The following is a 21,693-nucleotide window of genomic DNA, read 5'->3' as shown; positions in this document are numbered from 1 at the left end:
GCGTCTTCCCCGGTGAGTGACAGAAGGCCCCACCCTACTGCCGCGCGTTGGGAGCGATAAGCGCACCAAGGAGGTATTCGCGGTGTACCTCCAAAGGATGAATGCCCGCATGGGACGGGGATTTGCGCGGGTTATGGATGGGCTGGATGGGGGGTTATCAACGCAACGCATGGCGTGTGGGAGGGGTCTGTCAGCACTGTTACTCATGCTGCAACAGTTCATGTCATGAATCGCTATTTTTCCTTTTGGCTCAAAGCCTTATTCTTGCCGGGCTTTCACGGCAAACGGCCGGAAAGCAGGAAGCAATGGCGGTGTCTAGTCCACGCCATTGGTGACAGATTTCAGAGGAGTTGAAGATGTTCGACTCATCGCCCCGTGTTCACTGACGTTGATTTATTGCTCCTTGATCAATCGTCTTACTTTGGCCGCTGCGTTTGCAGCGGCCTTTTTTATGGGGGATGGTTTTGTAGCGATGGCAAAGATTTGCAGAAGTAAAAGTGGTGCAAACTACTTAATCCACTCTAAGTTTCTATTACCTACCTACTTCTCGGAAAGCGACTACATAGATCTGTAATCACGCGAAGCACCCTCGCGATTAAGGTTAAAAACAAGTCAGCCATTCTTTTGCACGCTGACTCTAACCAAATTAATTGCGAGTAATCTGTTCATGAAACCCATTGACTACAACAAATACCGAGCCACTAAAAACATCATCACCCCCGTACGTTTTCTGATCTTCCACTACACAGCCGGCAACTTCTCCAGTTCGATAAATACGCTCACCGGCCCGAATGTCAGCGTCCACTATCTGGTTCCCGACATCACCGATCCGAGCTACTTGAAAGCAGGTTATACCAGGCAGGAAGTCTTCAACCTCGTCGACGAAACCAAGCGGGCGTGGCATGCGGGCGTCAGTGCCTGGGGCAATCGAAGTAATCTGAACGACACGTCCATCAGCGTTGAAATCGTCAACCTTGCAACGTTTAGCCAAGGGGTTTTCAACTTTCCGCCGTATCAGCCGGAACAAATTGCTGCCGTAGAAGAGCTGGCGTTGGACATCCTCGAACGCTACCCGGACATCAGCCCGACCCAGGTTCTGGGGCATTCGGATATTGCGGTTGGCCGCAAGAGTGACCCTGGGCCGAAGTTCCCCTGGCATGCCCTTTACTTGAAAGGGGTGGGTGCCTGGTTCGACGAAGTCACCCGAGACACTTATCTGCAGCAATACAACGAGAGCGGCATTCCAGCCCGAAGCGACTTGCTCAAACTGTTCAAGACATACGGATACGACGTTTCCGGCGCGTCAACCGAACAAGGCTTCGCACATCTGGTCAGGGCCTTTCAGTTGCACTTTCGCCCGGAAACTTACAACGGGATGATGGATGCGCAAACGGCCGCGAATCTGGCGGCATTGGTTCACAAGTATTTTCCTTGATGACCGCTGCAAACCAGATGTCGGGGCCGGCTATCAAGAACCGGCAAGGTCAAGAACGATGACCTTGCTGGCTTGATTAAATCGAATACTTCTGCAAATTCGCCATCATTTCCTTCAACGCTTCAAGGTTGTCCTGCGGGTGCGCCGCGCCTTCGAAGTCGCAGATCTGTTGCCAATGCGCCGCCACATCTTCGGGGGAAAAACCAACCCGCGGATCAAACCCGGCGCCGAGGCTTCGCTCCCAACGCACCTTGCCCATCCAGCCGCCACCGACTTCAAACAGTCCGGAGGTTTCCTGGCAGTTCTCGCTGGCGAGATACACCACCAGCGGGCTGACCAGTTCCGGTTTGAGTTGTTCGAAGACTTGCGGCGGGATCAGGCCTTCGGTCATGCGCGTGCCGCCAGTAGGCGCGATGGCGTTGACCAGGATGTTGTTCTTGCGGCCTTCGATGGCCAGGGTGCGGGTCAGGCCGTAGAGGCCGAGTTTGGCCATGCCGTAGTTAGACTGGCCGAAGTTGCCGTAGATGCCCGAGGTCGAAGCGGTGAAGATGATGCGGCCGTAGTTTTGCTCGCGCAGATACGGCCAGGCGGCGCGGGTGACTTTGTAGGCGCCTTCGACGTGGACGCGGTAAACCAGGTCCCAATCGCCGTCTTCCATTTTGTGGAAGGTTTTGTCCCGCAGAATCCCGGCGTTGTTGACCACTACATCGACACGACCGAAGGTGTCCAAGGCGTTCTGAACGATTTTGTCGCCGTCGGTGACGGAGTCATGGTTGGCCTCGGCGATGCCACCGGCCTCACGAATTTCCGCCACTACCCGGTCGGCTGCCGAAGCGTTTGCGCCTTCGCCCTGAGCCGAGCCGCCGAGATCGTTGACCAGCACTTTGGCGCCCTGTTTGGCGAACAACAGCGCGTGGGCCCGACCCAGGCCGCCGCCTGCCCCCGTGATGATCACGACTTTATCTTCGAAGCGCACAGACTCATTCATTGGGGGACTCCAGCAGGCCAGGGGACAATTAGTTCGAGTGTCAGGCACGACAATGCGAGCCACAATGAACTGAGGTGAGTCTGAATGGTGTGCGATAAGTCAGGGGGATAGTCAGGAACAAGCAACCTTGCGCGGCGGTGAAACCAGCTGATCGCGAAACTCCAGGTAATGCTTGAGTACCTGCCCCGGCGCCTCGGTCTGAGGGTAGTGACCAATACCGGGCAACAAGACCGTGTCCGGATTCGGGATCAGTTCCCGGTAACGCTCGACCATGTGCACGCCGGAGATCGGATCGACCTCACCATCGATCACCCGCAACGGCACTTCACCACGCTGCATCGCGCTGACCCAACGCTCGCGCTGAGCACGCCGTTCAGGGATGTAGGCGATCAATTTGTGCATGATCCGTGGCCCGTGATTGCTCTCGATCAGGCTCCAGAAATCGTCCATCTCGCTCTCGGTGGGGCGGCTCTGGGGGCCGAAGACCTGCCGGAAACTCTTCACCAGGCTGTCACGGGAAAAAGCTCGACCGATCATCCAGCCCAAGGGGCTGAGCAGGAGTTTTTGCATCAGTATCGGACGATGGGTTTCAGGAAAGAGGCCGCCATTGAGGAACACACAACTGGCGATATCAATGCGCGCTTCGTAATGCCGGGCCAACAGTTCCTGGGCCACGCTGTCGCCATAATCGTGGGCCAACAGGTGCACCGGCTGCTCGACCTTCACGTGCGCCAGCAAAGCCTGTTGCAGATCGGCCTGCTCCAGCAGGCTGTATTCGTGGTTCACCGGTTTGGCGGAGTCGCCAAAGCCGAGCATGTCGCAGGCAATCACCCGATAGCGCTGGGTCAGCGGTTGCCACAGGAAATGCCAGTCCCAACTGGCGGTCGGGAAGCCATGGATGAGCAACAGTGGCTCACCCTGCCCCGCCGTCCAGTAACGGATGGTCTGGCCACGGAATACGAACGTCTGGCCGCATTTGCGCCAGACACACAGTGGGATCTCGGCGAGAGGCATTAGAGTTTATAACCCGGGTCTTGTTTATCGAGTTTGCGCAGCAGCGCTGGCCAGGCCAGTGCGCCGCCCATCCCTTGAGCACTTTTGGTGACGCCGGCGATCATCGCCTTGGCGCCCGCCAGAATCTGCGGTTCGATGGCGATCAACTCGGCGCCACCGTTCTGCGCCAGCACCTGGATATCGCAGGCCCGCTGGAAGGTGAACATCATCAGGAACGTGTCGGCGATGGTGCCGCCGCAGGTCAGCAGACCGTGGTTGTGCAGCATCAGGAAATTGTTTTCGCCGAGGTCGGCTTGCAGCCGCGCTTTCTCTTCATGGTTAAGCGCAACACCTTCGTAGGCGTGATAAGCCAGGCTGGACAGGACAAACAACGATTGTTGGCTGATAGGCAAAATGCCTTGTTTCTGCGCCGACACAGCGACTCCGGCGGCGGTGTGGGTGTGCAGCACGCAGACGACATCGTGACGAACCTCGTGCACCGCGCTGTGGATGGTGTAACCGGCCGGGTTGATCTCGTAAGGGCTGTCCATCAGCTTGTTGCCGGCCTGATCGACCTTGACCAGGCTGGACGCAGTCATCTCGTGGAACATCAACCCGAACGGGTTGATCAGAAAGTCTTCGGTACCGGGGACCTTGGCCGAGATGTGGGTAAAAATCAGGTCATCCCAGCCATGCAGGGCGACCAGACGATAGCAGGCGGCAAGATCAACTCGGGTCTGCCACTCAGCGGCGCTGACCTGGTCTTTGACAGTGTGTGGCGATGGGACGGGAGCTACGTTCACGGCAAGGAACCTCTAATTTTTATTCTTCGGGTTTCTATTGTTTACCGACGTTACACCAGTCTAGTCACGCCCCGGGGATCGTGTAGTTGCATTGGCAGCCAGCTTGATGGCCTAGCGAGTCAGTACGCCGATGAACGTGGATCCATGTCAAAGTACTGCCGCCAACAAGGGTGCGGCGAACAGATTCAGCAGCCCCGTCAGAACCATGACTAACCCCGCCACCGAGCCCTCTTCACCCCCCACTTCATGTGCTCGACTGACCCCGGCACCGTGAGCACCGACACCGAACAGCGCCCCTCGAGCCAAGGCACTGCGCAGGGGCAACCACTTGAGCAAAATGCCGCCGAGCATCGCCCCGAACACCCCGGTGAACATCACAAACACCGCGGTCAGTTCCGGTACGCCGCCCAGGTCATGGGCCAGCGGCATGGCAAAAGGTGTGGTGATCGAGCGCGGCACCAGCGACATCGTCACCGAACTGTCCAGTGCCAGCGCCTTGGCCAACCCGAACGAACTGCCGATAGATGCCGCGCTGCCCGCCAGCATCCCCAGCAACAACGCCGACCAATGCCGCATCAGCATCTGCCGCTGCTGCCAGATCGGTACTGCAAAAGCGACGGTAACCGGCCCCAGCACCAACATCAGCCAATGGGTGTTGCTCGAATATTCGGCATACGCGGTGTGCAGCGGCACAGCGAGTGCCAACAGCAAGGCTGGAACCAGAATCAGTGGCGACAACACATAGCGCCCGGTGCGCCGATAGATCCAGCGACTGAACAGATAGGCCAGCAGCGTGAAGGCCAGCCAGAACATCGGCATCAGCTCAAGCTTCACGAGACCTCCTCAACCGCACCACCAGTTCCACGGTAAAAGCGGTCACCAGCATCACCATCAGCGTGCTCACGCCGATCACCAGCAAAATTCGCCAACCGTCGCTGCGCAGCAGGCCGCCGTAATCGAGCAGGCTCATGAGCGCCGGAATGAAGAACAACAGCATCTCGGCCATCAACAGGCCGGCGCCCATTTGCAGCGCTGCCGGTTTGACCACACCCAAAGCGAACGCCAGCAGCAACAGCACCATGCCGATGACACCACCGGGAATAGGCCAGGCAAACCACACGGCCATCTGGCAGCCGAGCAGGTAGATGGCCAGCAGCACGGCCAATTCGGTCGCCAGTCGAGCCAATTTTTTTAAGGTTGATGCGTTCATGTCTTCGGTCCTCACAGGTGCTCATTTTAAGGAGCGGGCTGCCATACCCGAAGCGAATTGTTAGACTCGAAGCCATTCCAAAATGGAATCATGTAGATGGAATTCAAACAACTACGCAGCTTCGTCGAGGTCATGCATCAGGGCGGTTTTACTCAAGCCGCCAAGACCTTGCACATCAGTCAATCGGCGGTGAGCAAACAGGTCGCCCAGCTGGAACAGAGCCTGGGCACCGCGCTGCTTGAACGACAGGGTTCACAGCTGCGCCTGACGGCCGCCGGCAGCGTGGTCCTTCTACGGGCCGAGGGCATGTTGCGACTGCGCAACGAACTGCTCAGTGAGCTGGATGACTTGAGCCAACTGGCCCGCGGGGAATTGCGCCTGGGTTTGCCGCTACTGGGCAGCGACGCGCTGTTCGCCGGATTGTTCGCCGAGTACCGGCGACGCTACCCCAACATCAGCATTCAATTGCTTGAAGGCGGTAGCCTGAACATCGAACAGGCTGTTTTGAGTGGAGAGCTGGAACTGGGTGGCAGCCTGTTGACGAAGGCCCCTCAGTTCGCCTCCCAGCCTTTCTGCGATGAACCGCTGGACGCCCTGCTGCCGGCCGATCATCCGCTGGCGTCGAAGACTGTGATTGGGCTGGAGGAATTGGCCGACACGCCATTCCTGCTGTATCAGCGCAGCTTCGTGCTCAACGACCGCTTGCTGCAAGCCTGCCAGCAGATGGGTTTTACGCCCAAGGAAGGTGGTCGCAGCGGCCAGGCTGACTTTCTTGCGGCGCTGGTGGCGGCCGGTCAAGGGGTGGTGCTGTTGCCGCGCGTGGTGGCACGCGGGCTGGTGCGGCCAGGCGTGGTGCGCCTGACCTTGAACGCGCCGAGCTATCTGCGTTGGGATATCGCCTTCATCTGGCGTCAGGGCGCGTACTTGTCAAAAGCCGCGCAAGCCTGGCTCGCCTTGCTGCGCGAGCGGCCGGTCAACCCCGCAGAGCGCTGACCAACTCCGCCAGCCAAGGCTCGGCGTCGGTTTCCGGCGTCACGCTTTCGCTGGCGTCCAGGCGCAGCATGGGCAGGACTTCGCGCAGGCCCAGTTCGCCGAACAATTCGCGCATCAACTCGCCGCCGCCGCAAAACGTGTCGCCGTAACTCGCATCGCCCAGACCAATCACGGCGCCCGGCAAGCCACGCCAGGACGCCGGCAACTGGTCGCGAATGGCGAAATACAACGGTTGCAGGTTGTCCGGCAACTCGCCCATGCCGGTGGTCGAGGTCACCGCCAGGAAGGCTTCAGGGCCAAAGGCCTGAACATCGGCGAGGCTCGCACGCGGGTTGTGCCAGGTTTCGAAACCCGCTGCTTTTAAAATAGTTGCGGCGTGGCGGGCGACTTCTTCAGCAGTGCCGTACACCGAGCCGGAAAGGATGGCGACTTTCATCAATCTGATCCTGAAGCTGAGTAAAAAGACGGGGGATATTAACAGCCGTGGCAAAAAAGCTGCGATTGACTCTCAATTAACCCGGGTGACCAGTAGAAAGTTCTCACTGTTCTTTTAGAATGCATCCCACAATCAAATTGGAAAGGACTCTCCGATGATTAACGCCCAACTGCTGCAAATGGTGATCAACGCTTCCAACGACGGCATCGTGATTGCCGAAAAGGAAGGCGAGCAGGACAACATCCTGATTTACGTCAACCCGGCATTCGAACGCCTGACGGGTTACACCAGCGAAGAAATCCTCTACCAGGATTGCCGTTTTCTTCAGTCAGGGGACCGCGACCAGGAAGCTCTCCCGTTGATTCGCGAAGCGTTGAGCAGTGGCGGTTCCTGCCGGGAAATCCTCAGAAATTATCGCAAGGACGGCACGCCGTTCTGGAACGAACTGTCCCTCTCGACGATGAAAAACCCTGATGACGGACAAACTTATTTCATCGGTGTGCAGAAAGACGTCACCCTTCAGGTCAAGGCGCAGCAGCGAGTCGCACAGTTGGAAGCGCAACTGGCCGAGGTCCAGACCGAGCTTGCCGCACTAAAAGCGACGAACGGCAAAAACAAAACGAAGAATTGATTGTCATTAACTACAATCACCGGTGACTTCGTAATTTTTTCTGTCGAGCAGATCATGCAACGCGACGCACTCCTGACGCAGGATGAGCTGGATTTTATCCAGAAAATGCAACACAACCCGCAACTCAATGTGCGGGATGCGACGTCGAGCCTGCTCGTCAACGGTGGTTCACAGATCCGTGACCTGCTCACGCGCCTTGCCGCTCATGAGCAAGTCACCATCCAGGCCAACTTCGAAAATCAGCAAATGACTTTCCCGCTGCACCTGGTGGAAGACGAATTTCACGCAATGCATTTACGCCTTGGCGTTCCCAGCATCTATGAAGACGGACCGATGGTCCGGCCATGGCGTCTGGTACTCGAAGAACCGGTTGCACTGGAGAATGCCAGTGGCCAGTCCGGTACGATGTGGGTGCACGAAGTGTCGTTCAAAGGGGTTTTGCTGGAAGTTCGCAACAAGACCAAGCCGCCAAAACATTTCGCCTTGTGGTTCAGCCCGTCTGGCTACGAGCGCATCGCGTTGCGCGGCACCTTCGAGAGAGAAACCGAGAACGGCTTCTATGCCTATCAGTTGAATCAGGATGACAAGGACGAAACCGAACGCCTGCGCCAGTACATTCTTCAACAGCATCGGCTGACGCATCCGGCCATGCATCTCTGATTCAGGTGTCCAAATTGCCTGTCAGGAACTGTTTCAAACGCTGACGCATGACCGAACCTTCGTTACCCAGACATCCAATCGACGATCCCGCCAGGCTTTCCTGCACCAGATCGGACGCATCCCCCGCCAGCAACAACTGACAGTCAAGGCTCAAGGCCAGGCGCTTCAGTCGCCGCGGCAACTCGAGCGCAGGCGCGTGATTGGAAATCAGCACCAGCGCCTGGGGCTTGACTCTTTCGCAGACCAGCGCCAATTCATCGAATGGCTGACCGATAGCCAACACTTGAATAGCCGAATCGACACTGCTCAAAAACAGCGCGGTTACCAGCACATCGAGTTCACGACACTGATCGCTCAGGGCGCAGACAATCACCCGTCGCGGTTGCAGGACACGCACCAGCAGCAGGCGTTGCAACACTCGAGAACGCAGAAAACCATCCAGGAAAAGCCACTCACTGGCCTGGCCGAATGCTTCATGGCGCTGGCGCAGTTGCTTCCAGAGTGGAAGCAGAATGTCCTGAAACACGATGGTCAGGGGATAACTGGAAAAGATCTGTCCATAGACCTGCTCCAGTTGAACCTCATCAAAGGCACTCACCGCCGACTGAACTTGCTGCTGCCATTGCGTGTGGTCAGCGTGTACGAGTTCATTGGGGATGATGTGTGACAGGGCCTGAAGCGGCGCAATCCTGGCCAGGATCTTGCCGACTTTACTGACAGCAACACCACGCTCAATCCAGCCAAGGATGCTGCGGACACGATCGATATCGGTCAACGAATACAGTCTGTGCCCACTTTCGGTGCGCGCGGGCTGGATCAGTCCATAGCGGCGTTCCCATGCTCGTAGCGTCACTGGGTTGACCCCTGTCAGGCGCGACACTTCGCGAATCGGAAACAGTTCTTCCTGCTCGAGTGGAAGACTGGGCTGCAATCCAGGGACAACGTCAGTCAGGACAGGCATTTAATTCTACGTCCATGTATAAATTGGATCCCATTCTAACTCTCCTCCCCCCACACCATTCAAGACGTTGATCGCGGCGACTATCACTGACGTACCCGACCGAATCAGGAATAATCCTTGCTTGTTCCAAGACGCAGTCCAACACCCCGGCGCTGCGCCTGGCGAAACTCCTACCCGGAGCGACGCGATTGTCATACGGAGATACACAATGTCTACCTCACCCGTCACGCTGATGGTTGCGCGCCGCGTCGCCGATGGGCGCTATCAAGACCTGATCGCCTAGTTGCACGAAGGCGAACAACTGGCCACTGATTTTCCCGGCTATCTCGGCTCTGGCGTGCTTGCTCCGCCGCCCGACGATGACGAATTCCAGATTATTTTCCGCTTCGCGAACGAGCAGACTTTGCACGCCTGGGAGCATTCCGCCTCGCGTACCGCATGGCTGGCACGCGGCAGTGACTTGTTTGCCCATCCAACGGAACACCGAGTCAGCGGCATCGAAGGCTGGTTCGGCGCGGCCGGCCAACGACCACCACGCTGGAAACAGGCTGTGGCGATCTGGCTGGCATTCTTTCCGGTTTCCCTGCTGTTCAACTTTGTCCTCGGGCCGTTGCTGAGCGACATGGGTTTGCTGAGCCGGGTGTTCATCAGCACCTTGTGCCTGACCCCACTGATGGTCTACTTCTTCATTCCGCTGTCGACCCGCCTGCTGGCCAGTTGGCTGAACACCACGCCGCAACGGCCGCTGCCCGCTGCACCCTCCCCCCAAAATCACTGATCTCTGTAGGAGCAAGGCTTGCCCGCGATTGAGACAACCCGGTCTTTTTGTGAAACCGCGTCATCGTTCATCGCGAGCAAGCATTGCTCCTACGCGGTAGAGGTGAATGCCCCACGTCGCTGGTATAGTTTTGCTCTTACCGCGACGCGAGCCGTTCATGACCTCTTTCGCAGCTCCAATCCTCATCACCGGTGCCGGCCAACGTGTCGGCCTGCACTGTGCGCAGCGTTTGCTCGAGGATGGCCAGCCGGTGATCTTCAGCTACCGCAGTGAGCGCCCCGGCGTGCAAGTCTTGCGCGACCTGGGGGCAACCGCGGTGTTTGCAGATTTCTCCACTGAGGCCGGGATCTTCGCGTTTATCAGCGAACTGAAAAACCACACCGACAGCCTGCGGGCAATCGTCCACAACGCCTCCGAATGGCTGGCCGAAACCCCGGACACCGACGCCGCAGCCTTCATCCGCATGTTCAACGTCCACATGCTGGCGCCCTATCTGATCAATCTGCATTGTGCCGACTTGCTGCAACGTTCAAGCCCCGCCGACATCGTGCACATCAGCGACGACGTGACACGCAAGGGCAGCAGCAAGCACATTGGCTACTGCGCCAGCAAAGCCGGGCTCGACAGCCTCACCCTGTCCTTCGCCGCGAAATACGCGCCGACAATCAAGGTCAACGGTATCGCGCCAGCCCTGCTAATGTTCAACCCCGACGACGACGCGGCGTACCGCGCCAAGGCACTCGCCAAATCCGCGCTGGGCATCGAACCCGGCAGCGAAGTGATCTACCAGAGCCTGCGTTATTTGCTCGACAACCCTTATGTCACCGGCACAACCCTGACCGTCAACGGCGGACGGCACATCAAATAAGCGGCCCCCGCGAGGATGTTCCATGACGTTATCCCTGCACCAGAAAGCCCTGTCCCAGAGCTACCGCGAGATCCTTATCGGCCTCGGTGAAAACCCCGACCGCGAAGGTCTGCAAGACACTCCGGTTCGCGCGGCAAAAGCCATGCAGTACCTCTGCCGTGGTTATGAGCAAAGTGTCGAAGAGATCGTCAACGGCGCGCTGTTCGCGTCCGACAACGATGAAATGATCATCGTCGACAACATCGAGCTGTACTCGCTCTGCGAACATCACATGCTGCCCTTCATCGGCAAGGCCCATGTGGCTTATATTCCAACGGGCAAAGTGCTGGGCCTGTCGAAGATTGCACGACTGGTGGACATGTTCGCCCGTCGCCTGCAAATCCAGGAAAACCTCACTCGGCAAATCGCTGAAGCTGTACAGCAAGTGACCGGCGCGGCGGGCGTCGCGGTGGTCATCGAAGCCAAGCACATGTGCATGATGATGCGCGGCGTCGAGAAGCAGAATTCGACCATGAACACCTCGGTGATGCTCGGCGCCTTCCGCGAGTCGAGCAATACCCGCCAGGAGTTCCTGCAATTGATTGGACGGAGCAAGTAGCAATGCCACAACTTCAACCAGGAACGGCACGCATACGGGTCAAGAACCTGTGCCTGCGGACCTTCATCGGGATTAACGAGGATGAAATCCTCAACAAGCAGGATGTGCAGATCAACCTGACCATCCTGTATGCCGCTCAGGAAGCGGTGCGTGACAACGACATCGATCACGCGCTGAACTACCGCACCATCACCAAGGCGATCATCGCCCACGTGGAAGGCAATCGCTTCGCCCTGCTCGAACGCCTGACTCAGGAAATTCTCGACCTGGTCATGGCCAACGAGTCGGTGTTGTACGCCGAGGTCGAAGTCGACAAACCCCACGCCCTGCGTTTCGCCGAGTCGGTATCGATTACCCTCGCCGCGAGCCGCTGACCGCGTCTGGCACATTGCTCGTCAGACTTTTATCATCCGCGCCACGATTTGATTGCACAGAGCCCGCCATGACCGATCAACAACGCCTGGAACTCGAAGCCGCCGCCTTTCGCCGGCTGGTCGCCCATCTGGACAGCCGCAAGGATGTGCAGAACATCGACCTGATGAACCTCTCCGGTTTCTGCCGTAACTGCTTGTCCAAGTGGTACAAGGCCGCTGCCGATGAACGCCAGATCGAAGTCAGCCTCGATGACGCCCGCGAAGTGGTTTACGGCATGCCGTACGCCGAGTGGAAAGCCCTATACCAGCAAGAAGCCAACGCCGAACAACAAGCGGCGTTCGCCAAAGGAAAACCCAATGAGTGATTTGAACACCCTGCGCGCCAGCCTCAAGAGCGGCGAACACGTTTTTGCCGACACACTGGCCTTCATCGCCGCCGGCTACGACTATCAGCCTCAGGCTTTCAACAACGGCGGCGTGGAAAACGCTGCCGGGCAGAACGAAGGTTCGTGCAAGACCCTGGGCCTGGCGCTGCTGGAAGGCTTGAGCGATGAAGAAGCGCTGTTGGCGTTCGGCGAGCATTATCGTTCGGTGGTGGCGACGCCTGAGGGCAGTGACCACGGCAATATTCGTGCGTTGATTGCGCATGGGTTGGCTGGCGTGAAGTTCTCGCAGCAACCGCTGACTCGCCGCTGAATAAACAGTAGGAGCACGGCTTGCCGGCGATAGCGCCCTGGAGATCGCCATCGCTGGCAAGCCGTGCTCCTACAGGCGATGGCGATCTCAAGAACGCCATCGCTGGCAAGCCATGCTCCTGCAAGGGGCGCAGCACATCCCGACTTTTAAGATTGACCCGGCAACTTTATTTCGTTTGCCGGGCACCGCTGCTCACGGCTTAGATAAAAAGAAGCATCCCTTCTTCAGAGTCGGTCATCCATGAGCAGCGAAACCATCAGCCAGTCGATCAACATCGTTCATCCCGTCACGCTCAGCCACGGCAAAAATGCCGAGGTCTGGGACACCGATGGCAAACGCTATATCGACTTCGTCGGCGGCATCGGTGTATTGAACCTCGGCCATTGCCATCCGCGCATCGTCGAGGCCATTCGCGAACAAGCCACCCGGCTGACCCACTACGCGTTCAACGCCGCCCCGCATGTGCCCTACCTCGAACTGATGGATCGTCTCACCGCGTTTATTCCGGTGGAGTACCCGGTCAGCGGCATGCTCACCAACAGCGGCGCGGAAGCAGCGGAAAACGCCCTGAAGATCGTGCGTGGCGCCACCGGTCGCACGGCCGTCATCGCCTTCGACGGCGCCTTCCATGGCCGCACCCTTGCCACACTCAACCTCAACGGCAAAGTCGCGCCCTACAAACAGAAAGTCGGCGTGCTGCCGGGTCCGGTTTTTCACCTGCCCTTCCCGAGCAAGGACAACGGCGTGACCTGCGCCGAGGCTCTAAAAGCCATGGACCGGCTATTCAGCGTCGAGATCGACGTCAATGACGTCGCCTGTTTCATCGTCGAACCGGTGCAGGGCGAATCGGGCTTCCTGACGCTGGACGTGGAGTTCGCCCAGGCGCTACGTCGCTTCTGTGATGAAAAAAACATCCTGCTGATCGCTGATGAAATCCAGTCCGGCTTCGGTCGCACCGGCCAGCGCTTTGCATTTTCGCGACTGGGTATTGAGCCCGATCTGATCCTGCTCGCTAAAAGCATTGCTGGCGGCATACCACTGGGTGCGGTGGTCGGGCGCAAGTCGCTGCTCGACACCTTGCCCAAGGGCGGACTGGGCGGCACCTATTCGGGCAACCCGATTGCCTGCGCCGCGGCACTGGCAACCCTGGACGAGATGACCGATGCGAACCTGCACGCCTGGGGTTCGCAACAGGAAGAAGCCATCGTCAGCCGCTACGAGGCTTGGCGCGCCAACAAGCTGTCCCCGTTTCTGGGCCGCCTGACCGGCGTTGGCGCGATGCGCGGTATTGAATTGGCCAATGCCGACGGCACACCGGCATCGGCGCAGTTGACACAACTGCTCGCGTTGGCACGAGATGCCGGTTTGCTGCTGATGCCCAGCGGCAAGTCGCGCCACATCATTCGGCTTTTGGCGCCGTTGACCACTGAGGCAGCAGTGCTGGAAGAAGGGCTGGATATTCTCGAGGCCTGCCTGGCGAAGCTTTCCTGAAAAGCAAACTGCGATCCGGGACTGACATAGCGAATTATGTTCGCTTGTAGTCCCCGATTTCGCGTCGCAATACTCACCCAATACCCCTTTTACCAAGCGAGATCACTACCCCCTACAAGCCTGAGGCATTCATGTATCACGACAATATAATTTATAAAAAAAAGTCCAATGATCCTCAATTCCTGCTTGGCGTAGCCGTGGTGCTGTTTCTCGGCTCCTACCTGATGAACCTGGGTAACAGCGCCCTCAGTCATTTCCTGCATCCACTGTTGGGCAATGCCCCGGACAGCCTGACCGCTCGCAATATCACCATCGGCCTGGCGATTGCTGCACTGGGCACGCTGAACTTTCACGTCCTCGGACGCTTGAAATTCAAGGTGCAGACCACCGTGGTATGGATCGAACTGCTGATCCTGTTCCTGGCGTTCTTCGACACCTTCGACCTTTCCTACAGCTTCATCCTCGACAAGATCGGTTTCCTGATCATCCAGGGCGCCGCGACCACGCTGTACATCTCCGCCGTGGCGATCGTGATTGCCTTCGTACTGGCGTTGATCGGCGCCGTGGCCAAGCTGTCGAACAATGGCCTGGCCAATGCCATCGCCTCGTTCTACACCTCGTTTTTTCGCGGTGTTCCGCTGCTGATCCAGATCTACCTGATTTACCTCGGACTGCCGCAACTGGGTTATGTGGTGGACGCCGTGCCGGCCGGCATCCTCGCGTTGTCGCTGTGCTACGGCGCCTACATGACCGAGATTTTTCGTGCAGGCATCCAGAGCATTCCGGTGGGTCAGTGGGAGGCTTCACGAGCCCTGGGCATCAGCCCGTTCAAGACCCTGAGCCGGGTGATCATGCCGCAGGCCTTGCGGGTGATCATCCCGCCCACCGGCAACCAGTTCATCGCCATGCTCAAGGACAGTTCGCTGGTGTCGGTGATCGGCGTCTGGGAATTGATGTACCTGGCCAAGACCCAGGGCCGCGCGGATTTCCGTCACCTGGAAATGCTGATCACCGCCGCGATGATTTACTGGGCCTTGTCGTTCATCCTCGAACGGGTGCAGGCGCGGATCGAAAAACGGGTCAACCGATCCATTGCAAGGGGTTGATGAGTGATGACTACGGCAGAACGACTCGACCTGGCACCTGTTGCGCAGGCCAGCCCTTCGATGATTTCCATCACCGGCCTGAACAAGTGGTACGGCGATTTTCACGCGTTGCGAGATGTCGACCTGAACGTCGCCACGGGCGAAATCCTGGTGGTGTGCGGGCCGTCGGGCTCGGGCAAATCGACGATGATTCGTTGCATCAACCACCTGGAGAATTTCCAGAAAGGCCACATTCAGGTCAACGGCATCACCCTCACCAGCGAGGCAGAAAGTGTCAGCGCGGTGCGCCGGGAAATCGGCATGGTGTTCCAGAGCTTCAACCTGTTCCCACACTTAAGCGTAATGGACAACCTGACCCTGGCCCCGCAACTGGTGCAAGGCGTGTCGAGCGCCGAGGCGAAAAAGCGCGCTCAGGTTTACCTGGAACGGGTACGCATTGCCGAACACGCCGACAAGTACCCTTCGCAACTGTCCGGCGGCCAGCAGCAGCGCGTGGCGATTGCCCGGGCGCTGTGCATGAACCCCAAAGTGATGCTGTTCGACGAACCAACCTCGGCCCTCGATCCGGAAATGGTCCACGAAGTGCTGGACGTGATGGGCGAGTTGGCCACCGACGGTATGACCATGATTTGCGTAACCCACGAAATGGGTTTCGCCAGCAAGGTCGCCGACCGCGTGCTGTTCATGGACCAGGGCCAGGTCATCGAACAAGCCACCCCTTCCGAGTTTTTCAACAACCCGCAAACCGAACGCGCACAGAAATTCCTGTCGCAGATCATTGGTCACTGAGCACCGCTTTGCCCCTTCATAACAAAAACGATAAGTGGAGATGGACATGGTCAGCAAAAAACACGTAATCGCAGCCGCAATGTCGCTGGTGTTCGTCGGCGCCGCCAACGCCGGAGCCGTTCTGGACAAAATCCAGAGCAGTAAAACAATGACCGTCGCCACGTCGGCGACCTGGCCTCCCCAAGGATTTATCAACGACAAGAATGAAATCGACGGGTTTGACATCGACGTTTCCAAAGAGATCGCCAAGCGTCTCGGCGTCGCCGTCAAGTTCATCACGCCTGACTGGGACGTGATCACCGCCGGCAAGTGGAACGGGCGCTGGGACATGTCCGTGGGCTCGATGACCGCCACCAAAAGTCGCGCGCGAATTCTCGATTTCCCCGCGACCTATTACTACGTGCCTTACGTGTTTGCGGTTCACAACAAATCCACACTCACCGACCACAAAGCGCTCAATGGCAAAACGATCGGTGTTGAAGGCGGCACCACGTCCGAGGACTATTTCAGCCAGGCGCTGGCCATTGAAACCACTGACGTGCCACCCGTCGTTTATGACGTAAAGACCACAAAAATGAAGACTTACTCCGGTTCCGTCGGACCGCTGGACGACCTGCGCCTGGGTGACGGTACCCGGCTGGACGCCATCCTCACTCAACGCAGCACACTGGACGCAGCGGTGAAGAGCGGTTACCCGCTGCGGGCCGTCGACAATGCAGTGGCGTTTTACGAACCCCTGGCCATTGCCACCGACAAGGGTGACGCGGAATTAAAGGCCAGGCTCGGTCAAATCATCGGCGAGATGCACAAGGACGGCACGCTGACCAAGCTGTCGGACAAGTGGTACGGCGTCGACTACTCGACCATCAAATAACCCCACCTACCCCTGTGGGAGCGGGCTTGCTCGCGAAAGCGGTATAACGCTCAACCCTAAGGTCGACTGTCACACCGCTTTCGCGAGCAAGCCCGCTCCCACAAAAAGCAATTTCTCAAGGATTGACCATGTCCTTCCCCACCACCTGGTACTCCCAAACCTCGCTGCCCCGCGCGGCCAGATCCGAACTTCGCACTGACGAAAACTGCGACGTCTGCATCATCGGCGCCGGGATCGCGGGCCTTACCGCGGCCCTGGAGCTGACCCGGCGCGGTAAACGCGTGATCGTCCTCGAAGCCCAGCAAGTCGCCTGGGGCGCGTCCGGTCGGAACGGTGGCGTGGTCTCACCAGGCTGGGCTGAGGGTTCGGGAGCGATCCGCAAGAAACTCGGGCTGGAACAGGCAAAGGCGTTATTCCAAATGTCGGTCGAGGGCGTCGATATCGTCCGCCACAACATTGCCGAACTGGCTCTGGCCGGTTGCGCGCCATCGGCAGGCACGATCCGGGTCAAGCGTTACGACGACGGCGCCGAGGTGAAAAACCATATCGAGACCATGCGCCGCGACTTTGGCTATGAACTCAACTTCCTCGACACTCCCCAGGTTCGCGAACGGGCGCACACCTTGCGCTATTTCCAGGGTGTCGAAGATCCGAACGCCCTGCACTTCCACCCGCTGAATTATTGCCTGGGCCTGGCCCTCGCCATCGAAGCGGCTAGAGGGAAGATTTTCGAACACTCAAAAATGCTGGCCTGGCATCGCGAAGGCGACGACAAAATTGTCCAGACCGCTCACGGCACCGTGTGCTGCCAGGACCTGGTGTTCTGCGCTGGCGGCTACGGCGGCCCGGAACTGCAAAAACTCAGCCGCGCCTACCTGCCCATCGCGACCTATGTGGTGCTGACCGAACACCTGGGCGACTCGATCAAAAACGTCCTCGACTCCGGCGCCGCGTTCTCCGACGACCGCCGCGCCTCGGATTACTACCGCGTGGTCGAAGGCGACCGCCTGCTCTGGGGCGGACGCATCACCACCCGTAACGAACAGAACGAAAAGGCCCTCGCTACCATGCTCAAGGCCGACATGGTGTCGGTCTATCCACAACTGGCCCCGGTCAACATCGAATTGGCCTGGTCCGGCCTGATGGGTTACTCCACCAACAAGATGCCCAACCTGGGATTGCTCGAGCCGGGCGTCTGGGCCTGTACCTCGTTTGGTGGCCATGGCCTGAATACCGGCTCGATTGGCGGCAGGGTCATCGCCGAAGCGGTGTGCGGGGAAAGTACGCGTTATCAGCTGTTCAAACCGTACCTGCTGGACTGGAACGGCGGACCGTTCGGGCGGATTGCCGCCAATGCCATCTATCAGTCGTTGAAGGTCATGGACTTCGTCCAGGAACGGCTGAAGGGCTGAGAGCACAACATTTCCCCTGTGGGAGCGAGCCTGCTCGCGAAAGCGATTTATCATTAGACATTGTTGTCGACTGACACACCGCTATCGCGAGCAGGCTCACTCCCACAGGGTTGATCGGACATTTCTGCAAGTACAAAAAAACCGGCCGAAGCCGGTTTTTTGTTTTCTACAGAATCAGAATCAAGCGTTCTGCAGATCGTCGAGGTAGCGCTCGGCGTCCAGTGCCGCCATGCAGCCAGCGCCGGCCGAGGTGATGGCCTGACGGTAAACGTGGTCAGCCACGTCACCGGCAGCAAAGATACCTTCGAGGCTGGTGGCAGTGGCGTTGCCGTCACGGCCGCCCTGTACAACCAGGTAGCCGTCTTTCAACGTCAGCTGACCTTCGAACAACGAAGTGTTCGGGGTGTGGCCGATGGCGATGAACACGCCGTCGACGGTCAGCTCGTCGAAGCTGCCGTCGTTGTTCTTCAGACGGGCACCGGTCACGCCCATGTTGTCGCCCAGGACTTCGTCCAGTGTCGAGTTCAGCTTCAAGACGATTTTGCCTTCGGCAACCCGGGCATTCAGCTTGTCGATCAGGATCTTCTCGGCGCGGAAGGTTTCGCGACGGTGGATCAGGGTGACCTTGCTGGCGATGTTGGCCAGGTACAGCGCCTCTTCAACCGCGGTGTTGCCGCCACCGACCACGGCCACTGGCTTGTTGCGATAGAAGAAACCATCGCAGGTCGCGCAGGCCGAAACGCCTTTGCCCATGAAGGTTTCTTCCGACGGCAGACCCAGGTAACGAGCGCTGGCGCCGGTGGCGATGATCAGGGCGTCGCAGGTGTAGGTCGCGCTGTCGCCGGTCAGGGTGTACGGCTTGGCAGCGAAGTCCACGGCATTGATGTGATCGAAGACGATTTCGGTTTCAAAGCGCTCGGCGTGCTCTTTCATGCGTTCCATCAGCGCCGGGCCGGTCAGGCCGTGGACGTCGCCAGGCCAGTTGTCGACTTCGGTGGTGGTGGTCAGTTGACCGCCGGCTTGCATGCCGGTGATCAGCAGTGGCTTGAGGTTGGCACGGGCGGCATAGACTGCGGCGCTGTAACCGGCAGGGCCGGAACCGAGAATAATCACTCGCGAATGACGGACTTCAGACATGACCTGCTCCTGTTGACCGGCCCGAATCTTCTGGCGCGGAACGCCGGGTTGCCGGCGGGAATAAAAAAGGACCGTTGAAAGCACTTGGGGAAGGCTTGAACTCGACAGTCCTGTAAAAAGTATGGGGTGCAGCGTATCGAGGGGGCGAAGATTAAGGAAATACGGTTTAACAATCCAGCTCATAGGCGGTCTCTATCCCATCACGATGGATGCATAGGCGCCTTTGTTACAGTTAATGTCGATGCTGCTGCCGCGCTTTCGCCCGTCAGGCAAAGCCGGTAAGGTCGGCGCGTTTCCCCTTTGCTCGGAGCACGTTATGCCCGCCCCCGTTCTGTCCGGCCCGCAATACCTGCGCGAAGGCCTCAAATTAGTCCTGAGCCCAAGCCTGCGTTTGTTCGTGCTGTTGCCGCTGGTGATCAACCTGGTGCTGTTCGTCGGATTGATCTACCTGGCCAGCCATCAATTCAGCCTATGGGTCGATACGTTGATGCCGTCGCTGCCCGACTGGCTGAGTTTCCTCAGTTACATCCTGTGGCCGATTTTTGTCGTGCTTGTCGTTTTGATGGTGTTTTTCACCTTCACCATGCTCGCCAACGTCATCGCCGCGCCATTCAACGGCTTCCTCGCCGAGAAAGTCGAAGTGGTGGTGCGCGGCACCGACGACTTCCCGTCCTTCAGCTGGGGCGAACTGATCGCCATGATCCCCCGCACCCTGTCCCGCGAGATGCGCAAACTCGGCTACTTCCTGCCACGCGCCATCGGGTTGTTCATCCTTTCGTTCATCCCAGTGGTTAACATCGTTGCCGCACCATTGTGGCTGCTGTTCGGGGTGTGGATGATGGCGATCCAGTACATCGACTACCCGGCGGATAACCACAAACTGGGCTGGAACGAGATGCTCGCCTGGCTGCGTGAGAAGCGCTGGCAGAGCATGAGTTTCGGCGGCAGTGTTTATCTGGTGCTGCTGATTCCGGTGGTCAACATCCTGATGATGCCGGCCGCCGTGGCGGGTGCAACCTTGTTCTGGGTGCGTGAACGCGGCGCGGAAAACCTGGTAGTCCAGCGCTGATTCGGTCACAAATTCATCATCCCACCGTCACACTGACGACATGGCCTCAACCGACACTGAGGTCATGACGACAGCTCTGCATATCACTCTGATCACCGAAACCTTCCCTCCCGAAATCAACGGAGTGGCCAATACCCTCGGCCGCTTGTGTGACGGCTTGCGCGCGCGCGGGCATCAGGTGGAATTGGTGCGACCGCGTCAGGGTTGCGATCAGCAGCAGGGCAGCGATGATGCGTTGTTGCTATGCCGGGGCTGGCCGCTACCGGGTTATCCCGGCTTGCAATGGGGTCAGTCGTCGATGCACAAGCTGCTGCGGCGCTGGAAGCGTCATCGGCCGGACGTGCTGTACATCGCCACGGAAGGACCGCTGGGATTGTCCGCGTTGCGCGCGGCGCGGCGCTTGGGGATTTCGGTGGTCAGCGGCTTTCACACTAATTTTCAGCAGTACTCCAGTCAGTATGGGCTTGGACTGCTGACGCGATTGCTGACCCACTACCTGCGCTGGTTTCACAATCGTTCGACACTGACCCTGGTGCCGAGCGTGAGTCAACGAATGGAACTGGAGCGCCGGCATTTCGAGCGCCTTGCGTTGCTGTCGCGTGGGGTCGACAGCCAGTTGTTTCACCCGAGCAAGCGGCTGACGTCGTTACGCGAACAGTGGGGTCTGGCCGACAGTGACATTGCCGTCATCCATGTAGGTCGCCTGGCCCAGGAGAAAAATCTCGGCTTGCTCAAGCGCAGTTTCGACAGGCTGCGCACGACTTATCCACAGAAAAACCTGAAGTTGATCGTGATCGGCGACGGCCCGCAACGAGTGGTCCTGGAGAAGGAACTGCCCGAGGCGATTTTCTGTGGCTCTCAACGCGGTGAAGCCTTGGCCAGTCACTATGCGTCGGGAGATGTGTTTCTGTTTCCAAGCCTGACCGAGACGTTCGGCAACGTGGTGCTTGAGGCACTGGCGTCGGGTTTGGGGGTGGTGGCTTACGATCAGGCAGCAGCGGCTCAGCACATTCGCCATGGCTACAACGGCGTACTGGCGATGCCGGGGGACGAAGAGGCGTTTTGCGATGCGGCGTGCTGGCTGTTGGAGGAGCGCGAAACCTTGCGCTGCGTGCGGCTTAATGCGCGTCAGCATGCGAGTCGCCAAGGGTGGGCAGCGATTATCGAGCAGTTTGAGGGGCAATTGCGCGGGGCTTGTGTTGGTGAGCAAGTGCTGCCGAATGCACCGACGGTACTCTGATTCTTCAGTGTTCTTGAGTCCGCCTTCGCGAGCAGGCTCGCTTGTATGGTAGGACTTGAAGGGAGGAGGAGGGACAAGGCTCGATTCCGACTGTTGACGCAGTACAGACCGTGGGAGATTTCGCCCCTCCTCCTTTCACCCAAGCGCCGAT

The 21,693-nt window shown here is 58.5% G+C and carries 24 protein-coding genes and 1 pseudogene; 17 read left to right on the top strand and 8 right to left on the bottom strand.

Translation table 11 applies throughout. The annotated features are described in order from the left end of the window. Positions 1-667: 667 nt before the first annotated feature. Positions 668-1,435, top strand: coding sequence for an N-acetylmuramoyl-L-alanine amidase (locus KW848_RS22790; protein WP_218538108.1), 768 nt, complete (start codon positions 668-670; stop codon positions 1,433-1,435). Between the two features lie 76 nt (positions 1,436-1,511). Here the strand turns inward: KW848_RS22790 and KW848_RS22785 are convergent, their stop codons facing one another. From KW848_RS22785 to KW848_RS22765, 5 genes are all read right to left on the bottom strand, one after another. Continuing rightward, positions 1,512-2,423 carry an SDR family oxidoreductase gene (locus KW848_RS22785; RefSeq protein WP_218538107.1) on the bottom strand — a complete coding sequence of 304 codons (912 nt, stop codon included), beginning with the start codon at positions 2,421-2,423 and terminating at the stop codon, positions 1,512-1,514. A gap of 111 nt (positions 2,424-2,534) precedes the next feature. Further along, on the bottom strand, positions 2,535-3,437 hold the full coding sequence (locus tag KW848_RS22780) for an alpha/beta fold hydrolase (RefSeq protein WP_218538106.1): 903 nt from the start codon (positions 3,435-3,437) through the stop codon (positions 2,535-2,537). Further along, complete coding sequence (locus tag KW848_RS22775) at positions 3,437-4,219, bottom strand: class II aldolase/adducin family protein (RefSeq protein ID WP_218538105.1); 783 nt, start codon at positions 4,217-4,219, stop codon at positions 3,437-3,439. The genes KW848_RS22780 and KW848_RS22775 overlap by 1 nt, the downstream gene beginning before the upstream one ends. Positions 4,220-4,366: 147 nt before the next feature. After that, positions 4,367-5,053, bottom strand: a complete 687-nt coding sequence (locus KW848_RS22770) for an LrgB family protein (protein ID WP_033057889.1) — start codon at positions 5,051-5,053, stop codon at positions 4,367-4,369. Then, positions 5,043-5,429 (bottom strand): CidA/LrgA family protein, encoded by a 387-nt coding sequence (locus KW848_RS22765; protein WP_134096671.1) that lies wholly within the window; start codon positions 5,427-5,429, stop codon positions 5,043-5,045. The genes KW848_RS22770 and KW848_RS22765 overlap by 11 nt, the downstream gene beginning before the upstream one ends. Before the next feature lie 96 nt (positions 5,430-5,525). Between KW848_RS22765 and KW848_RS22760 the strand changes: the two genes are divergently transcribed. Further along, the gene (locus KW848_RS22760) at positions 5,526-6,422 is read left to right on the top strand and encodes a LysR family transcriptional regulator (protein ID WP_218538104.1); all 897 of its coding nucleotides are present in this window, start codon (positions 5,526-5,528) and stop codon (positions 6,420-6,422) included. Here KW848_RS22760 and KW848_RS22755 read toward each other — a convergent pair. Further along, a complete protein-coding gene (locus KW848_RS22755) occupies positions 6,403-6,858 on the bottom strand; it encodes a flavodoxin (RefSeq protein WP_218538103.1) in 456 nt (151 codons plus the stop codon). The genes KW848_RS22760 and KW848_RS22755 overlap by 20 nt on opposite strands. Positions 6,859-7,012: 154 nt before the next feature. Between KW848_RS22755 and KW848_RS22750 the strand changes: the two genes are divergently transcribed. After that, on the top strand, positions 7,013-7,489 hold the full coding sequence (locus KW848_RS22750) for a PAS domain-containing protein (protein ID WP_008150687.1): 477 nt from the start codon (positions 7,013-7,015) through the stop codon (positions 7,487-7,489). Positions 7,490-7,543: 54 nt separating this feature from the next. Further along, entirely contained in the window at positions 7,544-8,149 is a 606-nt protein-coding gene (locus KW848_RS22745) for a hypothetical protein (RefSeq protein WP_111450383.1), read from the top strand. Position 8,150: 1 nt separating this feature from the next. Here the strand turns inward: KW848_RS22745 and KW848_RS22740 are convergent, their stop codons facing one another. Continuing rightward, positions 8,151-9,110 carry a MerR family transcriptional regulator gene (locus KW848_RS22740; protein ID WP_218538102.1) on the bottom strand — a complete coding sequence of 320 codons (960 nt, stop codon included), beginning with the start codon at positions 9,108-9,110 and terminating at the stop codon, positions 8,151-8,153. 208 nt (positions 9,111-9,318) lie between these two features. On the opposite strand from KW848_RS22740, the pseudogene KW848_RS22735 reads away from it, so the two are divergent. The 11 genes and pseudogenes from KW848_RS22735 to KW848_RS22685 all read left to right on the top strand — a co-directional run bounded on the left by KW848_RS22735 (position 9,319) and on the right by KW848_RS22685 (position 18,096). After that, positions 9,319-9,888, top strand: a pseudogene (locus KW848_RS22735) (antibiotic biosynthesis monooxygenase). A 157-nt stretch (positions 9,889-10,045) separates the two neighbouring features. After that, positions 10,046-10,756 carry a dihydromonapterin reductase gene (gene folM / locus KW848_RS22730; protein ID WP_111450386.1) on the top strand — a complete coding sequence of 237 codons (711 nt, stop codon included), beginning with the start codon at positions 10,046-10,048 and terminating at the stop codon, positions 10,754-10,756. A 22-nt stretch (positions 10,757-10,778) separates the two neighbouring features. Beyond that, complete coding sequence (gene folE / locus KW848_RS22725; RefSeq protein WP_218538101.1) at positions 10,779-11,354, top strand: GTP cyclohydrolase I FolE; 576 nt, start codon at positions 10,779-10,781, stop codon at positions 11,352-11,354. 2 nt (positions 11,355-11,356) lie between these two features. Continuing rightward, the gene (gene folX, locus KW848_RS22720) at positions 11,357-11,728 is read left to right on the top strand and encodes a dihydroneopterin triphosphate 2'-epimerase (RefSeq protein WP_008150698.1); all 372 of its coding nucleotides are present in this window, start codon (positions 11,357-11,359) and stop codon (positions 11,726-11,728) included. A 68-nt stretch (positions 11,729-11,796) separates the two neighbouring features. Beyond that, on the top strand, positions 11,797-12,093 hold the full coding sequence (locus KW848_RS22715) for a DUF1244 domain-containing protein (RefSeq protein ID WP_111450387.1): 297 nt from the start codon (positions 11,797-11,799) through the stop codon (positions 12,091-12,093). Continuing rightward, positions 12,086-12,424 carry a HopJ type III effector protein gene (locus tag KW848_RS22710; RefSeq protein WP_033057919.1) on the top strand — a complete coding sequence of 113 codons (339 nt, stop codon included), beginning with the start codon at positions 12,086-12,088 and terminating at the stop codon, positions 12,422-12,424. The genes KW848_RS22715 and KW848_RS22710 overlap by 8 nt, the downstream gene beginning before the upstream one ends. 240 nt (positions 12,425-12,664) lie before the next feature. Beyond that, positions 12,665-13,915: an aspartate aminotransferase family protein gene (locus tag KW848_RS22705; protein WP_218538100.1), complete on the top strand. Its 1,251-nt coding sequence runs from the start codon at positions 12,665-12,667 to the stop codon at positions 13,913-13,915. A 131-nt stretch (positions 13,916-14,046) separates the two neighbouring features. After that, positions 14,047-15,021 carry an amino acid ABC transporter permease gene (locus KW848_RS22700; protein ID WP_192410166.1) on the top strand — a complete coding sequence of 325 codons (975 nt, stop codon included), beginning with the start codon at positions 14,047-14,049 and terminating at the stop codon, positions 15,019-15,021. Between the two features lie 60 nt (positions 15,022-15,081). After that, complete coding sequence (locus KW848_RS22695) at positions 15,082-15,810, top strand: amino acid ABC transporter ATP-binding protein (protein WP_132834042.1); 729 nt, start codon at positions 15,082-15,084, stop codon at positions 15,808-15,810. Between the two features lie 46 nt (positions 15,811-15,856). Further along, positions 15,857-16,684 (top strand): transporter substrate-binding domain-containing protein, encoded by an 828-nt coding sequence (locus KW848_RS22690; protein ID WP_192410165.1) that lies wholly within the window; start codon positions 15,857-15,859, stop codon positions 16,682-16,684. A 128-nt stretch (positions 16,685-16,812) separates the two neighbouring features. Further along, the gene (locus KW848_RS22685; RefSeq protein ID WP_218538099.1) at positions 16,813-18,096 is read left to right on the top strand and encodes an FAD-binding oxidoreductase; all 1,284 of its coding nucleotides are present in this window, start codon (positions 16,813-16,815) and stop codon (positions 18,094-18,096) included. 180 nt (positions 18,097-18,276) lie between these two features. Here KW848_RS22685 and trxB read toward each other — a convergent pair whose 3' ends face one another. Next, positions 18,277-19,233, bottom strand: a complete 957-nt coding sequence (trxB, locus tag KW848_RS22680; RefSeq protein WP_111450392.1) for a thioredoxin-disulfide reductase — start codon at positions 19,231-19,233, stop codon at positions 18,277-18,279. A 316-nt stretch (positions 19,234-19,549) separates the two neighbouring features. Here trxB and cysZ point away from each other — a divergent pair, with 316 nt between their 5' ends. Together cysZ and KW848_RS22670 are read left to right on the top strand one after the other, a co-directional pair. Continuing rightward, positions 19,550-20,302 carry a sulfate transporter CysZ gene (gene cysZ, locus KW848_RS22675; protein WP_111450508.1) on the top strand — a complete coding sequence of 251 codons (753 nt, stop codon included), beginning with the start codon at positions 19,550-19,552 and terminating at the stop codon, positions 20,300-20,302. A 40-nt stretch (positions 20,303-20,342) separates the two neighbouring features. Then, positions 20,343-21,542 carry a glycosyltransferase family 1 protein gene (locus KW848_RS22670; RefSeq protein WP_218538098.1) on the top strand — a complete coding sequence of 400 codons (1,200 nt, stop codon included), beginning with the start codon at positions 20,343-20,345 and terminating at the stop codon, positions 21,540-21,542. The last annotated feature ends 151 nt before the right edge of the window (positions 21,543-21,693 follow it).

The sequence above is a fragment of the Pseudomonas sp. PDM25 genome (genome assembly GCF_019219045.1).
Taxonomy (GTDB): Bacteria; Pseudomonadota; Gammaproteobacteria; order Pseudomonadales; family Pseudomonadaceae; genus Aquipseudomonas.
The sequence above is the reverse complement of the archived record's forward strand: the minus strand, read 5'-3'. Positions and strand labels throughout refer to the sequence as shown.

Coding starts and splice junctions, on each gene's coding strand:
- folX (WP_008150698.1), top strand. CDS start 11,357: ATGCCACAACTTCAACCAGGAACGGCACGCATACGGGTCAAGAACCTG.
- KW848_RS22700 (WP_192410166.1), top strand. CDS start 14,047: ATGTATCACGACAATATAATTTATAAAAAAAAGTCCAATGATCCTCAA.
- KW848_RS22685 (WP_218538099.1), top strand. CDS start 16,813: ATGTCCTTCCCCACCACCTGGTACTCCCAAACCTCGCTGCCCCGCGCG.
- KW848_RS22690 (WP_192410165.1), top strand. CDS start 15,857: ATGGTCAGCAAAAAACACGTAATCGCAGCCGCAATGTCGCTGGTGTTC.
- KW848_RS22755 (WP_218538103.1), bottom strand. CDS start 6,858: ATGAAAGTCGCCATCCTTTCCGGCTCGGTGTACGGCACTGCTGAAGAA.
- KW848_RS22780 (WP_218538106.1), bottom strand. CDS start 3,437: ATGCCTCTCGCCGAGATCCCACTGTGTGTCTGGCGCAAATGCGGCCAG.
- cysZ (WP_111450508.1), top strand. CDS start 19,550: ATGCCCGCCCCCGTTCTGTCCGGCCCGCAATACCTGCGCGAAGGCCTC.
- KW848_RS22710 (WP_033057919.1), top strand. CDS start 12,086: ATGAGTGATTTGAACACCCTGCGCGCCAGCCTCAAGAGCGGCGAACAC.
- KW848_RS22695 (WP_132834042.1), top strand. CDS start 15,082: ATGATTTCCATCACCGGCCTGAACAAGTGGTACGGCGATTTTCACGCG.
- KW848_RS22750 (WP_008150687.1), top strand. CDS start 7,013: ATGATTAACGCCCAACTGCTGCAAATGGTGATCAACGCTTCCAACGAC.
- KW848_RS22785 (WP_218538107.1), bottom strand. CDS start 2,423: ATGAATGAGTCTGTGCGCTTCGAAGATAAAGTCGTGATCATCACGGGG.
- KW848_RS22790 (WP_218538108.1), top strand. CDS start 668: ATGAAACCCATTGACTACAACAAATACCGAGCCACTAAAAACATCATC.
- KW848_RS22740 (WP_218538102.1), bottom strand. CDS start 9,110: ATGCCTGTCCTGACTGACGTTGTCCCTGGATTGCAGCCCAGTCTTCCA.
- KW848_RS22765 (WP_134096671.1), bottom strand. CDS start 5,429: ATGAACGCATCAACCTTAAAAAAATTGGCTCGACTGGCGACCGAATTG.
- KW848_RS22705 (WP_218538100.1), top strand. CDS start 12,665: ATGAGCAGCGAAACCATCAGCCAGTCGATCAACATCGTTCATCCCGTC.
- KW848_RS22760 (WP_218538104.1), top strand. CDS start 5,526: ATGGAATTCAAACAACTACGCAGCTTCGTCGAGGTCATGCATCAGGGC.
- KW848_RS22715 (WP_111450387.1), top strand. CDS start 11,797: ATGACCGATCAACAACGCCTGGAACTCGAAGCCGCCGCCTTTCGCCGG.
- KW848_RS22670 (WP_218538098.1), top strand. CDS start 20,343: ATGGCCTCAACCGACACTGAGGTCATGACGACAGCTCTGCATATCACT.
- folM (WP_111450386.1), top strand. CDS start 10,046: ATGACCTCTTTCGCAGCTCCAATCCTCATCACCGGTGCCGGCCAACGT.
- folE (WP_218538101.1), top strand. CDS start 10,779: ATGACGTTATCCCTGCACCAGAAAGCCCTGTCCCAGAGCTACCGCGAG.
- KW848_RS22745 (WP_111450383.1), top strand. CDS start 7,544: ATGCAACGCGACGCACTCCTGACGCAGGATGAGCTGGATTTTATCCAG.
- trxB (WP_111450392.1), bottom strand. CDS start 19,233: ATGTCTGAAGTCCGTCATTCGCGAGTGATTATTCTCGGTTCCGGCCCT.